We start from the raw sequence: 16,010 nt of genomic DNA on the forward strand, positions 1-16,010 counted from the left end.
GAATGACCAGTGATCCCAGGGACCTCAAGGCGCTGGCGGACCAGCTGCCCGGTGCAGCTGAGGGCGTTTCGCTGGACGGGGACCGGATCTGCGTGCGCGGTGCTCCGGGCATGGCCGTACCCCAGGACCCCAAAGGGTGGATGCTGCACGAGGCCCCGGCCGTGTGGCCAAACACTCCGCACGGTGAGGCCCGCCCCACTCTGTTGTTCGGCATCGTAAAGGACGCGGGACCGTCTGGCGGGGTGCAGCCTCTGGACAGTGTCCTGCGTAACGCTCTCGAGAGCGATCTGCCCGGGGATTCCCCCCAGCAGCGGCATGCTCTCGCGGCCGCTATGCGGTCAAAGTTCTGGACCACTGCTACCGGAGGCGGGACGAAGAACTCCAAGTTCTATCTGCTCCCGCTCCATGCACAACTGCCGCTGTCCTTCCGGCAGGAGAAGGCGGTTGGCGGCAAGACAGCTTTCCGCTACAAGATGTTCCGCGGCACCCTCCTGCCATTTCTGCTGAGCGGGGCCACCGGAGAAGTCGACCGGGAACTGCTGGACGAGGTGCTGGGAATATTCAGTGACGAGAGGGACCTGACCCGGCTGGACAGGAAGGTCCTGGAGATCGCTTCGGTAATCGCCCCGCGGGTTTCCAGTCTTGACGCGGAGACCCTGCTCAGCAGTTCCCGCGAGGTCCTCAATCGTCTTGAAGAAGCCGGTGGTCCGTTCTGCACGCCCTCGCTTGACGAGTTCCGCCGTGACCTCAAGCAAGTACTGACTCTCGACTTGCCCCGGCGCGACCTCATTCACCAGCTGACGCTGCTGCTGGCACTGCACCTGACCACCCGCCTCTACCGGGCCGGTCTTGTCCTGAGTCTGCGGCTGGACCGCTGCGTTGCGCTCTTTGACGGCGGCAAGGACGCTGATCCCGCCGGTGCCTCCTGCGCTGTCCAGTGCTGCGGATCACCTGGAGCATGCGATCTCTCTGCAAAAATGCGTTTCCGTGTCGGCTCGGGGTCATTCAGATCTGTCAGGCTCACTGATCCCTGTGTGACCAGCTATCGCGATCTCACCAGCAATTACCTGCTGCCTCTGCCTGTAACGATCAGCACGGCCAACTTCGCGCGGCGGGCGCTTGAGGCAGCCGGCGGACCGGTCCTGGCACCCGCTGATCTGGAGGGCCTGTACGCGTCCCTGGCCGCGGACTCCCGACTGCGCCTGCGCTTCGATGCTGTCGTGCGGCTCCTGGCCGTCTGCAAGCGGTATCAGACGCGACAGAAGAGCACCATGGGCGCTCAGGTACAGACCGGGCTTCCCGGGCTGCACGCGCTGAGGCTGGCGCTGCTGGAGTCCCGCAGGACCACCATGCGTCACGAAGGGCGCGACATCGTGCACCAGCTGGCCAAGGAGGTGCGTACCGGCCGCCTCATCGCCAGCAATGGCAATGCCGCCACGTTCTTCGAAGTAGACGAGGACATGCTTCACCTGCTCGTGCGCCTGGTTTGCGGAAGCGAACTGCTGTCCTATGGACGCTTCCTCGAAGGGCTGCGCCGGTACGGTCTCGCACCGCAGAACCAGGCGGAGGAGCAGCTTCTGCAGTCGGCGCTGTCCCGTCTGGGGATGCTCCGGCGCTACTCCGACGCAGGCGAAAGCGCATACGTCCACCACTCCGACGCAAGTAACGAGGAAGCCCTGTGACCGGCCCCCAGGACGCCACCGCCGCCGCCGCGATCGCCTCCGCGCTGACCGCCGCAGCCGCGGATAGCACTGCTCACCGCCGCCTATACCTGCGCAGCCACTACGCCGTGACGCCGACGGCCGTGTTCGCCGCCCTCGAAGCCGGCCTGAGCCAGCACGTGACGGTCGGTGCAGGCCGCACACTCGCAGCCCTTCCTGCAAGCAACGCGCTGCTCATTCCCTACCTCGTCGATGACGGGCGTTCCGGCGGGAACCGGGGCCTTCGTGGCTATGCCGGTACCCTGCGCACCGACTTCACTGAACATGCTGCTCCGGGGACACCCCATGTCCTGCTAGTGCTCGATGAGAACCCCTTTGAGACGGTCCTGACCGCCGCGCAAGACGCAGCCGGACTTCCCCAGCTGCAGTGGCGGCAGTTGGTCCAACAGATCGCGCAGGGGGCGTCAGGCCCGGCAGCACCACTTGTGGCAACTGTTGCAAATGACCTGGCCGTCATCCCCGAAGCACTGCGCGAGGGGGCCCTGCTTGACAGGTTCGCCGCCTTCACCCAAGCCCCCTGGCACAGCACCGAGGAAGCCGGCTCTGCGCTCGCCGGCCTGGGACCGTATCTGGCGGACGAGGCACCCACTGCCTCCCGGCTGCAGCAGTCCCGCGAGTGGCGCCACTGGCTGCAGACATGGTCCCGCCCCGACCGGGACCTCGCAGCCGAGCTCGTGCGCTACGCCGGCGAACGGACGCCCGGAGTGGAGAAGGTGCTCGCCGCCCGCGGCGTGAGCGGGCTGGACTGGAACGGCTTCACACTCGGCGACCTTCCCTCCCGGCCCGACAAGTCGAAAGCCGCTCTCGTAGCCCCGGCACGACTGCACGGAGTGCGGTCTTTTCTCCCGCGCGGGAGCTCGGTAGCCGCATGGCTTGGCCTGGACGATGTCTCCGTGGCCGTCAGCTTCACCGGCAACCCGAAAGGCACGGCAGCATCGGCAGGTGTCCGGTGGGGCGGCGGTGAGATGGAGCCGGCCTCCGTGGACGAGGCGGAACTCGTCGTGCGTCTGCATGTCCCCGGGGCGGGCAGTACTGGCTGGCATTTCGGTCAACTGCAGCTGGGCCGCGGGCAGTTGCTGGACCTCGCTGTCTTCCGGGGCGAGGGCACCTGGTTCCCGGTCGAGCAGGGCCTGGTGATCGACCGGCTCAGCGGGGCATTCGTCGCCACCGACCCGCCTGGCATCGCAGCAGTCGGCCCGGACGGCGTTGTCCTGGGCAACGCCCGCCCGGAAACCGACCTCTCCGAGAGTGATCCCGGTGTGCGCACCCAGGTAACGGCTGAGTATGCGGGAACCGTGCAGCCCATCCCCCTGCTTTCCGACATCGCTCCTGAGGCAGAGGACCCGTCAGAACAGCCTGAGGGCCCAGAACTCACCGGGGAAACCGGCGACGGCGATGAAGAGGAAGCGGACCCCGGGGAAGGCCCTCTGCAGGGCAGGGCTCCCACAGCAGCTCATGCGCTGCTGGCCTTCGCTGCCGCCCGGGCGCGCAGCAACCTGGGCATCGAGACGGGAAGCCTGCGTTTCACGGGGGGCGGCTCCCCCAACTTCAGCCGAGAGAAAGGGGGTCTGTTCCAGGAGCTGGAAAGCCAGTCCCTGCACCGTGACCTCAACGGGCTGGCCCTTGAGCAGGCGGTGCTGCAGCAGCCCGGAATTCTGGCCTCCGCAGTCTCCCGTGAAGGCCGTACCCCCAAGCTGGTTCCCGACCGCGTCCTGGAAGCCCTCAGTCTCAGTTCGCTCGACGCCACCCTGGTGCAGGCGTTCGAACATGCCCGTGCCGAATTCTTCGCCAGCCTCACCGAGCAGGGATCCGTCCACGCGCTGCTCTGTGGCACAGGCAGGGACGAGGCCCGCTCCTACGTCGATGCCTACCAGGAACTCCTGTTGTCTGTAGCCATAACGGAGCGCTACCAGCCGGAGTACAACCGCCTGCTCCTGTGTGATCTGGTGACCGACGAATCCACTCAGCAGTGCTGGTTCGCTCCCACTAATCCGGTCACCGTCGCCTGGGCACTTGAACTGGCCGACACCGCAGAGCGATGGGCGCGGGAGGGTGCACAGCTCCCTTCCCGCGACCTGGACGCCCTGACACCCGCCTTCCTTCTGCCGCTGCTGCACCATGCGCAGGGCTGGTGGGAAACCGATCCGCGCTCACCGCGTCTGTGGCGCCGCTACCGGCCACTTGGCTCCTCTCTGGCCCTGGGCGGCGGGGACCCGCGCACCATCACACGCCAGCTGGAGAAGTTCCTTTCCGTCTTCGGCCACTACAAGGACCCCCGCCAGCGCCTTGCCGTCGCGCTCCATGAACCCGGCGACGGCGGCAGCGCGGCACAGGCCCTGCGCACGTTCTATGCCGCGGAGCGCATGCCCGGTGCCGACCAGTACCGGCCCGGCCTGGACATCACCGTATACACGGGTGACGGGCGGGTACCGGAGAAGCTCGCGAAGCTCGTTGCGCCGGACAACGATGCCGACGTCGACAAACTCGTGCGCAGCCGTACCAGCATGAGATGCGTGCCCAGAGAACAGGAGCCTGAATTTGCGCACCTGTCCTTCGTCTTCCGCTCACCGGCCCAGCGTGAGCCGCGTTCCGCGAAACTGACCGAGCGCGCGTCCACAGCCTGGATCAGCGGGCTCGCCGCCGCGCCGGGCCGCACTGCCCGCCGGGGCGCCAACGAGATGGCATTCGCCTCTGGGCTGTTCATCGGTCCCGACAGCGGACCGCTCGGCCCGCTGCTCACCCGCTGCCTCGAACTCGTCGGCGGGCAGCCGCACGGGCAGTTGGCACCAGGCATCACTCAGGTAACCACCACCGTCATCGAGCCGGACGCCATGGCCGGCATCTATTCGGCCAGCGTGTGGACCACGCACGCCGACCGGCTTCTTGGACCGGAAGCCTTCACACCGCAGCCGGGCCATGCACCGAGCATCGTCGACTTCGACGACCGCAGCAGTTACTGGCAGGCCGGGCTGAACAGCATCACCGTGACCGAACGGGTGGAGCCCTACCGCACAGCGCTCACCCGTGCGTTCGCGCCAGCAGCACAGCTCGAAGACACAGCTCTGGCCGGGTTGATCGACCTCGGGAACGCGGTCAGCGGCCGCTGGAACATGGACCTGCTTTCCCTGCCCCTCAACAAAGTGCGCGAGCGGGTTGGCGTACTGGCTGCTATCGCCGCCCTCAAAGATCTGGACAGCGCATTCGCTCCTGTCGACAGCCCCGGCGATCTCGGCGGTGTGCTGCTGTCCCTCGAAGAACTGTTCCGGCTCCTCAAAGCCAGCGGAGTGAAACGGCCCTCCGTCCGTCTGTGCGACGACCTGCTCTACCTGCGCGTGCATGAAACCGGCGACGGTCGGATCGACCTGCGCGGGCGCCTGATCGAAGTCAAGTTCGCCACCGCGGGGCGCCCCGACCTGGCCATAGCACGCGGCGAGATCGAGGCAACCCGCACCTGGCTCCAGCAGGTCTACAACCACCCCAGTGCTGCCCGGCCCTTCCGGCTGCGGGACCTGGCGGAGTTCATCCGCACCGGCGCTGCACGCAACGCAAGTTTCGGCCTGCCCGGACTGGCACCCACAGCGGTCGAGAAGATCGCCGAAGCTGTGGCATCCGGCCACTTCGGCCTGGCCCTGTCGTTCACCAGCGCAGACAAGTGGCTGCACGGGGACGTAATCAGCCTGGAACTGGACAACCCGGAAATGCCCCACCGTCAGAGCCTGCCCGGCGGCACCCACTCCCCGATGGGTTACGTCCGGCTCGGCGCGCCCGCACTGCAGCAGCTCGCACAGGGCACACCGCTGCGCCGCTCCCAGCAGTGGAACCGCATCAGTTTCCCTCCTCAGCCCGACGACACCACCCCGCCAGAAGTCGGCACGCCCCACAGCAGCGAGCCGCCCCCGGGACCTGCCCCCCAAGGCAGCGAAAGCCCCGAAACGGACGGCTCCGCTGCTGACAATCCAGACAGCATGCCGCCTGCCGCCAGCCCGCTCTCAATAGGCCTGGCCCGCGAGGTCGAGACCAAGGCCGCCGAACTCGACGACGCCGCAGCCAAGTACGAGCTGAACCTGGCGCCGTTCTCCACTGGCGCCGCCCAGATCGGCCCATCCGTTATCCGGTACCGGACCCGCCTCCTCGGCAAACAGACCATCGCAGGAGTGCGCAGCAAAGCCCTGGACCTAGGAAGGGAAATCGGGGTCGCGGAAGGCGTGCTGATCGACCAGGAGCCCTACTACCTCACCGTCGATGTCCCCCGCCGTGAACGCGTCGTGGTCCCTCTGGCCGGTGCGCTTCACGAACTGCAGGCGGTCCGCGAACCCGGAGCACTGCCTTTCCTTCTCGGCGTAGCTCCCAGCGGCGAGGTCCGTGTGGCTGACCTCGCCCGTCTGCCTCACCTGCTGGTTGCCGGGGCGACCGGCTCCGGCAAAAGCGTCCTGCTGCGGGGACTTCTGTGCTGCCTCTCCCGCGAACGGAGCCCGCAGCAGCTCAGGGTCCTGATCGTGGACCCGAAACAGGTCGACTTCATGCCCTTCGATGACCTCCCGCATCTAGTCGACCATCGCATCGTGACCGACCCGGCCGAAGCAATCACCGTTCTGGCCCAGACACTTGAGGACGAGATCGCCTGGCGTCGCACCACACTGAAAGAGGCGGGAGCGACCAGCGCCCTAGAGTTCTATGAAATGGGCAACTCGCTGGAAGACCTGCCTCAGATGGTGGTGCTCGTAGACGAGTTCGCGGACCTCGCTGCCAGCCTCGGCAGGCGCGAACGCCAGACCTTCATGACTCTCATTCAGCGGTACGGGCAGCTGACACGGGCATTCGGCATCTACCTCGTACTGGCGACGCAGCGTCCCAGCGTCCAGGTCATCACCGGGGACATCAAAGCCAACCTGACTGCGCGCGTCGCCATGAAGGTGCAGTCCGCCGTGGACAGCACGACCATCCTCGGGCGCGGCGGAGCAGAGGCGCTGCGCGACCGGGGGGACCTCCTGTTCGACCACGGCGGCGTCACCGAGCGGCTGCAGGCGTACTACACCACCCTGGACGATGTGCGGGCCGCAACCGCCCAGTGGCGGGACCAGGCGCACTGACACGGCTTCCTGGGCCCAGGACACCTGCAGCCGCAGACGTCCTGGGCCCGGCCTGCCGGCCCTGTCCGGGAGCAGCCGCCGGAGGAGCCCCTGCAGAGAGGCAGAGAAGTCAACGGCCCGAGGCCACGCCGCACGTACAGGAGGACGCGCCGGCCTGGATAAGGCCGCTCGGCTATGGCCACTCCGCGCATGCCCAGGCCCCGCTGAAGTGCAAGACATCGTCGATGAGTTCTGCCTTACCCCCTTGCGGGTCGGGCTGAGCTGCAGCCGAAGGAGGACAGTAGCCATGTGCGTCAGGCTTTTCCGTCGCTGCCGCGCAGGGAAGACATGACCAGTCGCCCGTACCGGGTGGTCAGGACTGCCGCAGTGGCGGCGACAGACAGACCGACTCCGACGAGCAGGTGTGCCAAGGAGTGGTCGTCAACGACCTGAAGGATGCCGAGCGCGGTGCCGAGCGGCAGGCCGAGAACGGTGAGGACCCCGAGAGCCCCGCTGATCTGCTGACTCTCCTGTGTCTGCACGAGCCTGCTGTAGTCGGCGGCTTCGGCGAGGATCTCGTGGAAGCGGGCAGGCAGTCGGTGCTGGTTCTGGAAGGCGAGAAGCAGATCGTTTGCCGCGCCGTGAGCAGTGAGGTGCTGCCGCCAGTAGGTGCTGCGGAAGACGGCGATGTTTCTCTCCAAGGTGGCGACGCGGCGTGCCAGTCGTGAGGAGGTGAACACTTCGGAGAGTTCGTCGGTGAGCTCGTCGACGTGATCTCGCTGCAGCGCGCCGAGGAGCAGCGCGTCGAGATAGACGGTACGAGAGTGCAGTGCGCCGAACTCGAAGAAATCGCCACTGCCGGTGTCGGCACGATGGCCAAGGAAGGCAGCTCCCTGCCGCAGGACGAGGGCGCTCCAGTCCGCCGAAATCCGCACAACGTCCTTGAGCTGTTCGGCCGCGGTTTCCGGCGGGAGGGGGAAGTCTTCCGGCGTGGAGCGTGACGCCAATCGCCACAGCCATCGGTCCGCGGTTGCAGGGAGCTCCCCTTCGAGGCCACTTCGGAGAGCGGGGGCGTCCTGTGCTGTTGGAGCCATGAAGGCAATGGAATAGGGCCGGGCGATGGCGAACGGTGCGCTGAGGCTCCGTACGTCGGCGATGCCCGCGAGAAGTCCGGCCGGGTCGAACGGCCCGACTAATGGTTCATCGGCGGAGTTCGGCTGCCGTCCGGCCAGGGCCCGCAGTACGGGCAGTAGGGGTCTTTCCACCGTGAAGTGCAAGACGGCGAGGGCGTGTTCGGGACGGCGGACCGTGGATGCGCGCAGGAGTTCCATGCCGAGTAGATGCAGCCCGTCATGCTTGATGTCCAGCGGGAGGTACCAGCGGCAGGGCCGCCCGGGAGTCCCGTAGAGGGCGCGCGCGGAGGCCGGAGCGAAGTAGGTGGATCGGGTCTCGGCGTCGGTGCGGCGGCTGCCCAGCTCAAACGGAAAGGGGCCCTCGGGCCAGGCGGGAACACGCAGCAGCCGTACGGGCAGGACAACCGTCAGTTCCTGGCGCGCCCCGGTGACATCGTCCAGCTGCACAACACTGCCGGTCACCGGTAGTACTCGGCTGGGTCGGGCTGGTCGAGGCGGATGACGAACTCCGCCCGGTCGGGGCTCTCGGCGTGGACATGGAAGCGGACGCGTTCGCCGGTGCGGACGGTCCGGAATCCCTCGGTCACAATCTGCCGGTAGTCGAAGCCGTAGTACCGCTCGTCCTCGTCGTCCCGGACGATGTACAACCCGGCGGACCCGCCGAGTCCTCCCCCGCTGGGGCGCCTGTCGACGATAGTTCCGTGGCGCGCTCCGCCGCCCGTCATGCGGTCGTCTCCTCTGCTTCGGAGCTGTCGGTCATGTCCTGCACACAACGGAAGCCGACAGCGTTGCTTCCACCCCGCTTGCGGTAGATGCCCTTGGTGCTGGTCTGCACCGCCCGCATGGGGTTGTCGTAGCTGCCGCCGCAGATGACAGCCTCACTGGTGTCGGCGAGGCTGGTAGAGGTCCATTCCCAGCAGTTGCCCACCATGTCGCGTACGCCGAACGGCGAGTGGTTGCCGGTGCGTTCGCCGTCGGGCGTCACCCCGGCATGGCGCAGTGCGTCGCCGGCGAAGTCCCGGTACCACGCCTGGTACGTCACGACAGGTCGGCCGACCCATGAGTCGGCGCAGTTGACGTGGCGTTCGTCGGGCATGTCCCCCCAGGGGAACAGCCGCCCGTCCGTGCCGCGTGCGGCAGCCTCCCATTCGATGACCGTCGGCAGACGTTTACCCTCGAACGAGGCGAAAGCGTGGGCGCTCCACCAGCTGACGCAGATCGCCGGGTGGGCGTCGTAGTGCGGGTTCTCGTAGTAGTCGGGCCGTCGCAGCCGGTCGGTCCAGGGGTGGTGTGTGACGTGGGCGGGCTGGTCGGGGTGGTCCCACCGTGAAGTACCGTCCGCGCCAAGGGCGTCGAGGAAGCGGCGATAGCGTGCGACAGTCACGGCATGGCGGTCGAAACGTACAGGGCGCGGGACCCGCCGCATCAGCAGCCGTTCGGCCGGGCCGACCAGGTACGTCCCTGCGCGTAGCACGCAGTCGTCCGTCTTAGGACTGCCGGACATCTGGGCAAGGAAGGCACGCACTTGCTCGGTGAGGAAGGCGCCGCCGGGAATGTCTGCTGCAGTGTCACGGTGAACTGCCTCGGTAAGGTACCGGGCCGCCAGCAGCTCCTGGTACGCCGTGTGTACGAAGGCGACGTGATCCGGACCGGCGGGCCGCAGTAGCGGGGAGAGGACACACGTGTCGAGACCGAAACTCCCGTCCGTGAAGGCGTCGGCCCCCAGTAGCCGGTGCACGTCGAGGAGGGAGAAGACCGTTCGATCGGTGAGGAAGGCCTGTCCGAACGCGGCGGGTAACCGTTCTTCCAGACCAGGCCGCCCGCGCTCGGCCAAGGCCCGCGTGATGTGCGTGCCGAGGACGTCTGCGAGCGGCTGACCTGACGGCAGCGCGAGTTCGGCGGCCAGGTGCCTTTCCAGGGGTGTGGCGCCGGGCTCGGCCAGGCGCACCACATGGAAGTGCGGAACGCGCGCCGGGTCGACGCCGTTCGCGTACATCTGCTCGACCAATTGCTCGGAACGCCCCGCGCCGCTGTCCAGCAGCTGACGCACTTGTGGCGAGTCAGCAAGGAAAGACACGCGGGAACTCATGATCACCGCCGACTCGGCGGACAGCACGGCGGCGAGGTCGGTGAAGAGCCGCAGGAACCCGGCCGCGCTTGGTTCCTCGACCCCTTCGTCGACGGCGTCGAGCACGCACAGTGCGACCCCGGAACGGATCAGGTAGAGAAAGAGGTCGTAGGCACGAGAGCGGTCGGTTGTCATGGCCGGCGCCAGCAGGCGCGCCGCGTACTCGGAGAACGGCTCGTCCTTCGGTTTGAGACCGAGGTCGAAGTAGAAACGGAAGCGGCGGATGCCCGGGCTCAGGGCGAGAGAGCGCAGAAGGGTGCTCTTCCCGCTGCCCGGACGACCGGTGACCAGAACGTTCGCACTCCCGCATGCCAAGCGCGTCAACAGCTCAGCCGCATCTTCGGACTGCACCACCTTCGACCCGCCGGTGTACGGGTCGGTGGTCATGACCGCCGCCGTCACGGCCATGCGTGGTTCGGCAGGGGCCGGGGTGGCCAGAGCGGCAAGGTGGGCTTCGAGATTGACGATGGTGTCGACAAAGCCGTCGTAACGCACGATCCGGAAATCCACACCCAGCATCTGATGGAGCGGCCCCGTCGCCGTGCCGCCGCCGACATCGTCCAAGATGACGAACCGGGTGAGCTTGGGCAGCCGGGTGCGCAGCAACTCACCCCCGCTGGAGGCAAGAACGGTACCCAGATCGTCCGCGTCCTTGGAGAGCATCAGCTCCACGTACTCCAGGCGCATCCCCGACTCACGGCAGAACAGCAAGTACACCGTGTCGGAGCTCAGGACGAACCGCTTGGCCTGGCGATAGCCGAGGGTGACGTACAGCCCGGCCAAAAACTCGCACCTGCGTGCCACCTCGAGCGCCATGTCCGGCTCACCACCGAGAAGCGCCGCGCTTCCGGTGTCGGTGAACCAGACCAGTACGTCGACGAGCCGGCGGACCGCCAGCAGCCCGTCCTCGTCGCTGATGTCGTACCCGTCGTGTGTGGATCGGTTGCGCAGCCGCCGGATGTCTTCCAACGCGTCCACGACCGTGCTGCTCCGGATATGTGGACGGCAGCGCTTGACAAGGTCGTTCAGGGCCTTCGTCGACGGGTCGCCCTCAATGCCGTGATGGCGCCACAGCTGCTTGAGCAGCTTTTCCGTCAATTTCCCGATCAGAGCGACTGCATTCTCGGGGTAACCGTCGTTGAGGGACCGCAGCGGCCGTTCGAGATCGAGCCCTAATCGGTCGGCGATCCGCGAGTGGTCGTCGAGTTCGCTCCGCAGCCGCCTCAGCCGCTCGTCGACCACGGTGCTCACACTCCCTCCTCTCGCCGCCGCCCGAGGACGAACGCGAACCGGTCGGGAAACACCAGGACAGGCTCAGGATGAGCGACTCGTATCTCCTCGATGCCCTTCTCGATCTCACTGTCGCTGAACGTGGAGAGCAGGGACATGTAGCGGGCACGGACCATACCGAGGTATTTGTCCCGATCGATGCGCAGCTCGTGCTCGACGTGGGTCAGCGAGGCTTCCAGCCCGGCAGCACGCAGATGTCCCTCGATGGCGGCCGGATCCGGCTGCAGTTCCTCAAAGCGTGCGAGGGCCGCTTCGAACAGCGGGTACTGAATGGATGCCGGAAGCATCACGACCAGTATCCGACCTCCGGGTGCCAGCGAGTCGGCGAGGCCCTGGAGCGTATGCCCAGGGTCCGTCACATGGTGCACAGACTCTTTCAGCCACATCGCATCAAACTGTCCGTACGGCAAGTCGACGCGCTTCTCCGCGATGTCTTCAGCCGAAGCGACGACCGGGGTCAAACCTGGAGACGGCGGTGTGCCGAGTCGGCTGAGCATCGCTTCTGACGGGTCGACGCACAGAAGGGGGTGATGTGGCCGGATCTGCCTGACAACTTCCCGGGCGAACAGTCCGGTGCCTGACCCGATGTCGGCGATGCGGTCGTTGGGGCTCAGCTGCAATGCCTCCGCGATCTGGCTGGCCATCCAGGGCACATAGTCGGAGTCGTAGACCCAGTGCTCGTCATACTCGGCTGCCAGCCCCGCGTAGTGCCCTCGCATGTCGCGCTGCTCCACGATCCCCCTCGCGTCCTGCCCGTATCCCCGGTGGCGCCGTGACGGCCCTCCGCAGGCTATCGCGGGTACCTATACAGCAACAGTGCGTAATCGGCCGGGGGTTGTGTCACAAACAACAGATGCGAGGCTCTCTACGCCTGGTGTGACAGGTCGGCCACCAGGAAGTCGACGGTGGCTTCGTCGTGGAGCGCGACGCCGAGGGCATTCATAGCAGGGGCGAGATCCGGGTCCCAGTCTGCGCTGACCGGCTGGCCATCGAGCGCCAGTTGGGGGATGCCCTCAGCTTGACTGCGCGGCCAGGTGCTCGTAGTCCGCGGCGCCACTGCAGGGCGCGCCTTATGGCGCACCGTCACCGTTGGGGTCGAAGGCGCCGGGCGTGGCCGCCAGGACGAACTGGACGCTGCCGTCGCAGACTACGAACGCGTAGGTAATCCCGCGAACGAGCTGTCCGATCGCCCGTTGATGCTCGGCGTGGTCTTGAATCCATGCGCGCACCGGGCGGGCCAGATGGTCATCTAGCTGGTCAGCAACGTGTCCGGCTCGCCATCCGATCCAGGCCAGCGCCTGCTCAGGCGTCCAGCAAGCCTGTCCGCCCATCCAGAGCATGCGGCTGTCGCAGAGATGAGCGGCAGCAACGCACCAGAAGGAGCCCGGAACAGGCGCTTGAGGAGAGTGCCGGTCGTGAGTTCCCTGCGGCGGGGCCCGGTCCACGACCAAGGGGCGGTCCGCCCGCGGCGCGCGGAGGGCAGGTACGTGAGGAGCCTCTCGCCCTGTCACAGCGCGCCTGCCGTTTGCTCAGGCAGAGCGACCGCGGCCTCAACTCGGGTCCCGTCGGAGAGCGGTGTGGACTCCCATCGGGTGGTCAGGGCCTCGACGAGGGCCAGGCCTCGTCCGTGTTCTTCCTCGGAACGCGCCTTTCGTGCGACGGGCGTTCCGCACAGTCCCTGGTCAGTGACGGTCACGCTGGCCTCAGTGTCGGTGACGGACACAGTGATCTCGATGGTCCGACTCGCTGTATGGACCACGGCGTTGGTGACGAGCTCACTGACGATGAGCCGGAGCACCTCGACGGTGTCGTCGGCGATCTGCCACTCGCGCAGAGCATCGACCGTGTGCGCGCGGGCGTGGGCCACGCTGGAACGCGAAGCTCCAGGCAAGGCCACCCTGCGCCGGCGCGGAGGACAAGGGCCGACTTGAGGGTGAGCTGTGGGAAGGCCTACCGGCTGGACCGGTTCGAGGTCACGTGGTGCGGTGGCGTCGTAGCGCGCAGGAGGAGTCGGTTTCATGTGAGGCGCGCCCCTCCCGAGCATGTCGGTCGCGTGGGGGAGAGCCAAGGCGCCGCCAGCGTGACCAGTGCGGTGGTGATGGCCTCGCACAACACATCGCTGTCGGTAGTGGCCGGCCTTTCGGGGGCGGGGGCGCAGATCCACGTTCGACCGCCCGTGTGGCGACGGCTGGCGGCCGTGAATTCCGGTGCAGGGCACCACATCTCGGCATCTTCAACGCAATTTGTGCCGGGCAGCGCAGGCCAGGTAGCCCGTGTGCCCGCTGCGACGACAATCTCGGCCGCGTAGCGGGCGCAGTTGGCCAGGATCGGTCCCAGCGGTGTTCCGCTCGCCTCAAGCACAGCCAGAGCTGCGACGGCCACGGTGCCACTGACGCGTAAGACTTCCGCGCCGGTAATCCGTACGGTGCCGCAGCGGCCCAAGAGCCAGGCCCGTTGGAGCCCCTCCCCCGGTTCGGCGCCGGGCGTCCAGCTCTCAGCCCTGCCATAGGCGGCCATCACTGCGCGCCCCCTACAGATTGGGGGCAGTTGGAGCAGACCCGCACCGCGTAGCCGAGCAATCCGCGAGCCCTGACGTAGGCGAATCCACCGGGCTGCAGGTCCTTCGTACTCCCGCAGCTTGCACAAGCGTTGCCTCGAATCCGTTCCCAAACCTCAGCTGACGTGCCCAGGCCGTCGTGCTCGCGGGCGCGAACGTCGCCTGAGATATCTGGCTTGTCGGGCTGCTGGCCCCTGACCTGCGAGGACGGTGACATGAAGTACTCCCGATCGCCCGCGGCCTGGTCGACTTAGTGCGACCGGACCGCTACCTGACGTATCCATCTGCCTCTACAGTGACGCCATGCGCACCTGCTGCGCAAGTGCGCAGCAAGTTCGCGGCAAGTTTGCACATGCGTGAGGAATATTCAGCGATGGGAGATGGCTCATGGGTGCAGCTCGTAGGGGTAGTGGGGCAGACTGTGCGCAAGAAGGTGCGCAAGTTCAGCGGCGACGAAAGGGGCGGCGACGCATGGCTCCACCCCAGTCAGCGACAGCAAAGCGCCGGTCGCTTGGCGCGGAGATCAAGCGACTGCGCAAGGCCCGCGGCCTGAAGGCTTCGGATCTTGCCGAGCGGTTGAAGTGCAGCGAAACCCGTATCAGCCGACTGGAGACTGGCACGGGGCGCGTGCGTCTCCTGGAGAACGAGGTGCTGTCACTCTGCTCACTGCTCGGCGTCGAGGACGAGCAGCAAGTACAGACGATGCTCGACCTAGCCTCCGAGTCGGAGCAGTCCTCGGCCTGGTGGGACACGTACCGCGGCGTGCTGCCGAGCGGTCTAGGCGCGCTTCTCGCCTTTGAGACTGACGCCCTGTCGGAGCGCGCTTGGGAATCCAGCCTGATCCATGGGCTATTGCAGACCGCGGACTATGCCCACGCCATCTTGTCGGCATGGCCGGATAACCGGCCGATCGATGTGGACGATCTCGTGAGCGTGCGAATGCGTCGAGCTGAACTCCTCACGACAGAGGACAAGCCTCCACTGGACTTCTGGGCGATCCTGGACGAAACGGTGATCCGCAGGCCCGTCGGCAGCGAGGCCGTCATGCAGGGCCAGATTCGTCATCTGCTCAAGATGGCGGATCTACCGAACGTGACGCTTCAGATCATGCCGATGAGCAAGGGGGCTCACCCCGGCCTCGGCGGCGCCTTCTCCATCCTCGACTTCGAAGAGGCTGCTCCAGTCGTCTACGTCGACAGCCCGGCAGGAAACCTCTACCTCAACAAGCGGGTCGACCTCAGAAGGTTCTCGGCGTCCTTCGATCTGCTACGAGCGCGGTCACTTGATCCCGACGATTCAGCCGCACTACTCAGGGACGCCACAAGGGAGAAGCAATGAACAACAACTCTCAACCCGACTACCTGCAGGGCCTCAACTGGTTCAAGGCCTCGGCATCCTCCGGACAGGGCGGTTGCCTCGAGGTGGCCTTCACCGGCGACGGCCGGATCGCCCTCCGAGACAACGAGGACCTGGACAACCCCCCGTTCGTCGTCACTGAGCATGTGTGGAATTGCTTCCTCGACGGTGCAGGCAAAGGCGAATTCGACATCAAGGCCTGACCGCTCGAGAGCCGTTGGGGAGGCCCCGCCTTCTGGGGTCCGCCGCGGGCGCGGGGGCATATCGACACCGGGTACGGCCGCAGCGCGTCCCAGGGAAAATCCCTTCGGGTGCGGGGAATACGAACTCGACCCCACGGTCGCGGAGTTCCTGGAGGGGACCACCCCGCACCTGCAGGGATGATCCCGCAGCCGCCGGCGTATTGGAGGCACCCGTCGGAGTGTTCCCCAACCATCAGTCGCCCCGCCTAGATCTCCGTCCAGGCAGCGCGCGATGCACCCCGCCTCTGGCCCTCTTCCCGCTCGCGGCCCGTCTCATCGGGCCGCGAGCGCGAGGCCCCCGGCCGACGCGCAACAAGACAAATCGCGGCTCCGAACCCCGAGCACGCACGCGCCGGCCCGGTCCTGCCGTCTGCTCTTTCTCTTCCTTCTTCCTTCCCCACTTCTGTTGCCAGGCCGGAGTGTGCGTGAGAGGGGTTGTCGGCAGGACTGGTACGCCCGCACCGGCCTATCTGACCTGCCGTTTCCCTGTTTCGAGTAACGGGAGGTGCACTAG

The 16,010-nt window shown here is 66.8% G+C and carries 10 protein-coding genes; 4 read left to right on the top strand and 6 right to left on the bottom strand.

From position 1 onward, the window contains the following. Nucleotides 1–2 precede the first annotated feature (2 nt). Both dptG and OHO83_RS08830 read left to right on the top strand, forming a co-directional pair. The gene (gene dptG / locus OHO83_RS08825) at nt 3–1,682 is read left to right on the top strand and encodes a DNA phosphorothioation-dependent restriction protein DptG (RefSeq protein WP_330279085.1); all 1,680 of its coding nucleotides are present in this window, start codon (nt 3–5) and stop codon (nt 1,680–1,682) included. Continuing rightward, on the top strand, nt 1,679–6,811 hold the full coding sequence (locus OHO83_RS08830) for an FtsK/SpoIIIE domain-containing protein (protein ID WP_330279086.1): 5,133 nt from the start codon (nt 1,679–1,681) through the stop codon (nt 6,809–6,811). Before dptG ends, OHO83_RS08830 begins: the two co-directional genes overlap by 4 nt. A 293-nt stretch (nt 6,812–7,104) precedes the next feature. Here OHO83_RS08830 and OHO83_RS08835 read toward each other — a convergent pair whose 3' ends face one another. The 6 genes from OHO83_RS08835 to OHO83_RS08860 form a co-directional block, all read right to left on the bottom strand. Further along, nucleotides 7,105–8,385, bottom strand: coding sequence for a hypothetical protein (locus OHO83_RS08835; RefSeq protein ID WP_330279087.1), 1,281 nt, complete (start codon nt 8,383–8,385; stop codon nt 7,105–7,107). Then, nucleotides 8,382–8,570: a hypothetical protein gene (locus OHO83_RS08840; RefSeq protein WP_330279088.1), complete on the bottom strand. Its 189-nt coding sequence runs from the start codon at nt 8,568–8,570 to the stop codon at nt 8,382–8,384. The genes OHO83_RS08835 and OHO83_RS08840 overlap by 4 nt, the downstream gene beginning before the upstream one ends. A 74-nt stretch (nt 8,571–8,644) precedes the next feature. Further along, nucleotides 8,645–11,302, bottom strand: a complete 2,658-nt coding sequence (locus OHO83_RS08845) for an SUMF1/EgtB/PvdO family nonheme iron enzyme (RefSeq protein ID WP_330279089.1) — start codon at nt 11,300–11,302, stop codon at nt 8,645–8,647. Continuing rightward, nucleotides 11,299–12,075 carry a class I SAM-dependent methyltransferase gene (locus tag OHO83_RS08850; RefSeq protein WP_330279090.1) on the bottom strand — a complete coding sequence of 259 codons (777 nt, stop codon included), beginning with the start codon at nt 12,073–12,075 and terminating at the stop codon, nt 11,299–11,301. The genes OHO83_RS08845 and OHO83_RS08850 overlap by 4 nt, the downstream gene beginning before the upstream one ends. A gap of 131 nt (nt 12,076–12,206) precedes the next feature. Then, a complete protein-coding gene (locus tag OHO83_RS08855) occupies nt 12,207–12,398 on the bottom strand; it encodes a DUF2399 domain-containing protein (RefSeq protein WP_330279091.1) in 192 nt (63 codons plus the stop codon). 450 nt (nt 12,399–12,848) lie between these two features. Then, complete coding sequence (locus OHO83_RS08860; protein WP_330279092.1) at nt 12,849–13,208, bottom strand: ATP-binding protein; 360 nt, start codon at nt 13,206–13,208, stop codon at nt 12,849–12,851. 1,161 nt (nt 13,209–14,369) lie between these two features. Between OHO83_RS08860 and OHO83_RS08865 the strand changes: the two genes are divergently transcribed. Beyond that, the gene (locus OHO83_RS08865; protein WP_330279093.1) at nt 14,370–15,236 is read left to right on the top strand and encodes a helix-turn-helix domain-containing protein; all 867 of its coding nucleotides are present in this window, start codon (nt 14,370–14,372) and stop codon (nt 15,234–15,236) included. Next, nucleotides 15,233–15,457 carry a DUF397 domain-containing protein gene (locus tag OHO83_RS08870; protein WP_330279094.1) on the top strand — a complete coding sequence of 75 codons (225 nt, stop codon included), beginning with the start codon at nt 15,233–15,235 and terminating at the stop codon, nt 15,455–15,457. The genes OHO83_RS08865 and OHO83_RS08870 overlap by 4 nt, the downstream gene beginning before the upstream one ends. Nucleotides 15,458–16,010 lie beyond the last annotated feature (553 nt).

It is taken from the genome of Streptomyces sp. NBC_00569 (genome assembly GCF_036345255.1).
In the GTDB taxonomy this organism is placed as follows: Bacteria; Actinomycetota; Actinomycetes; order Streptomycetales; family Streptomycetaceae; genus Streptomyces.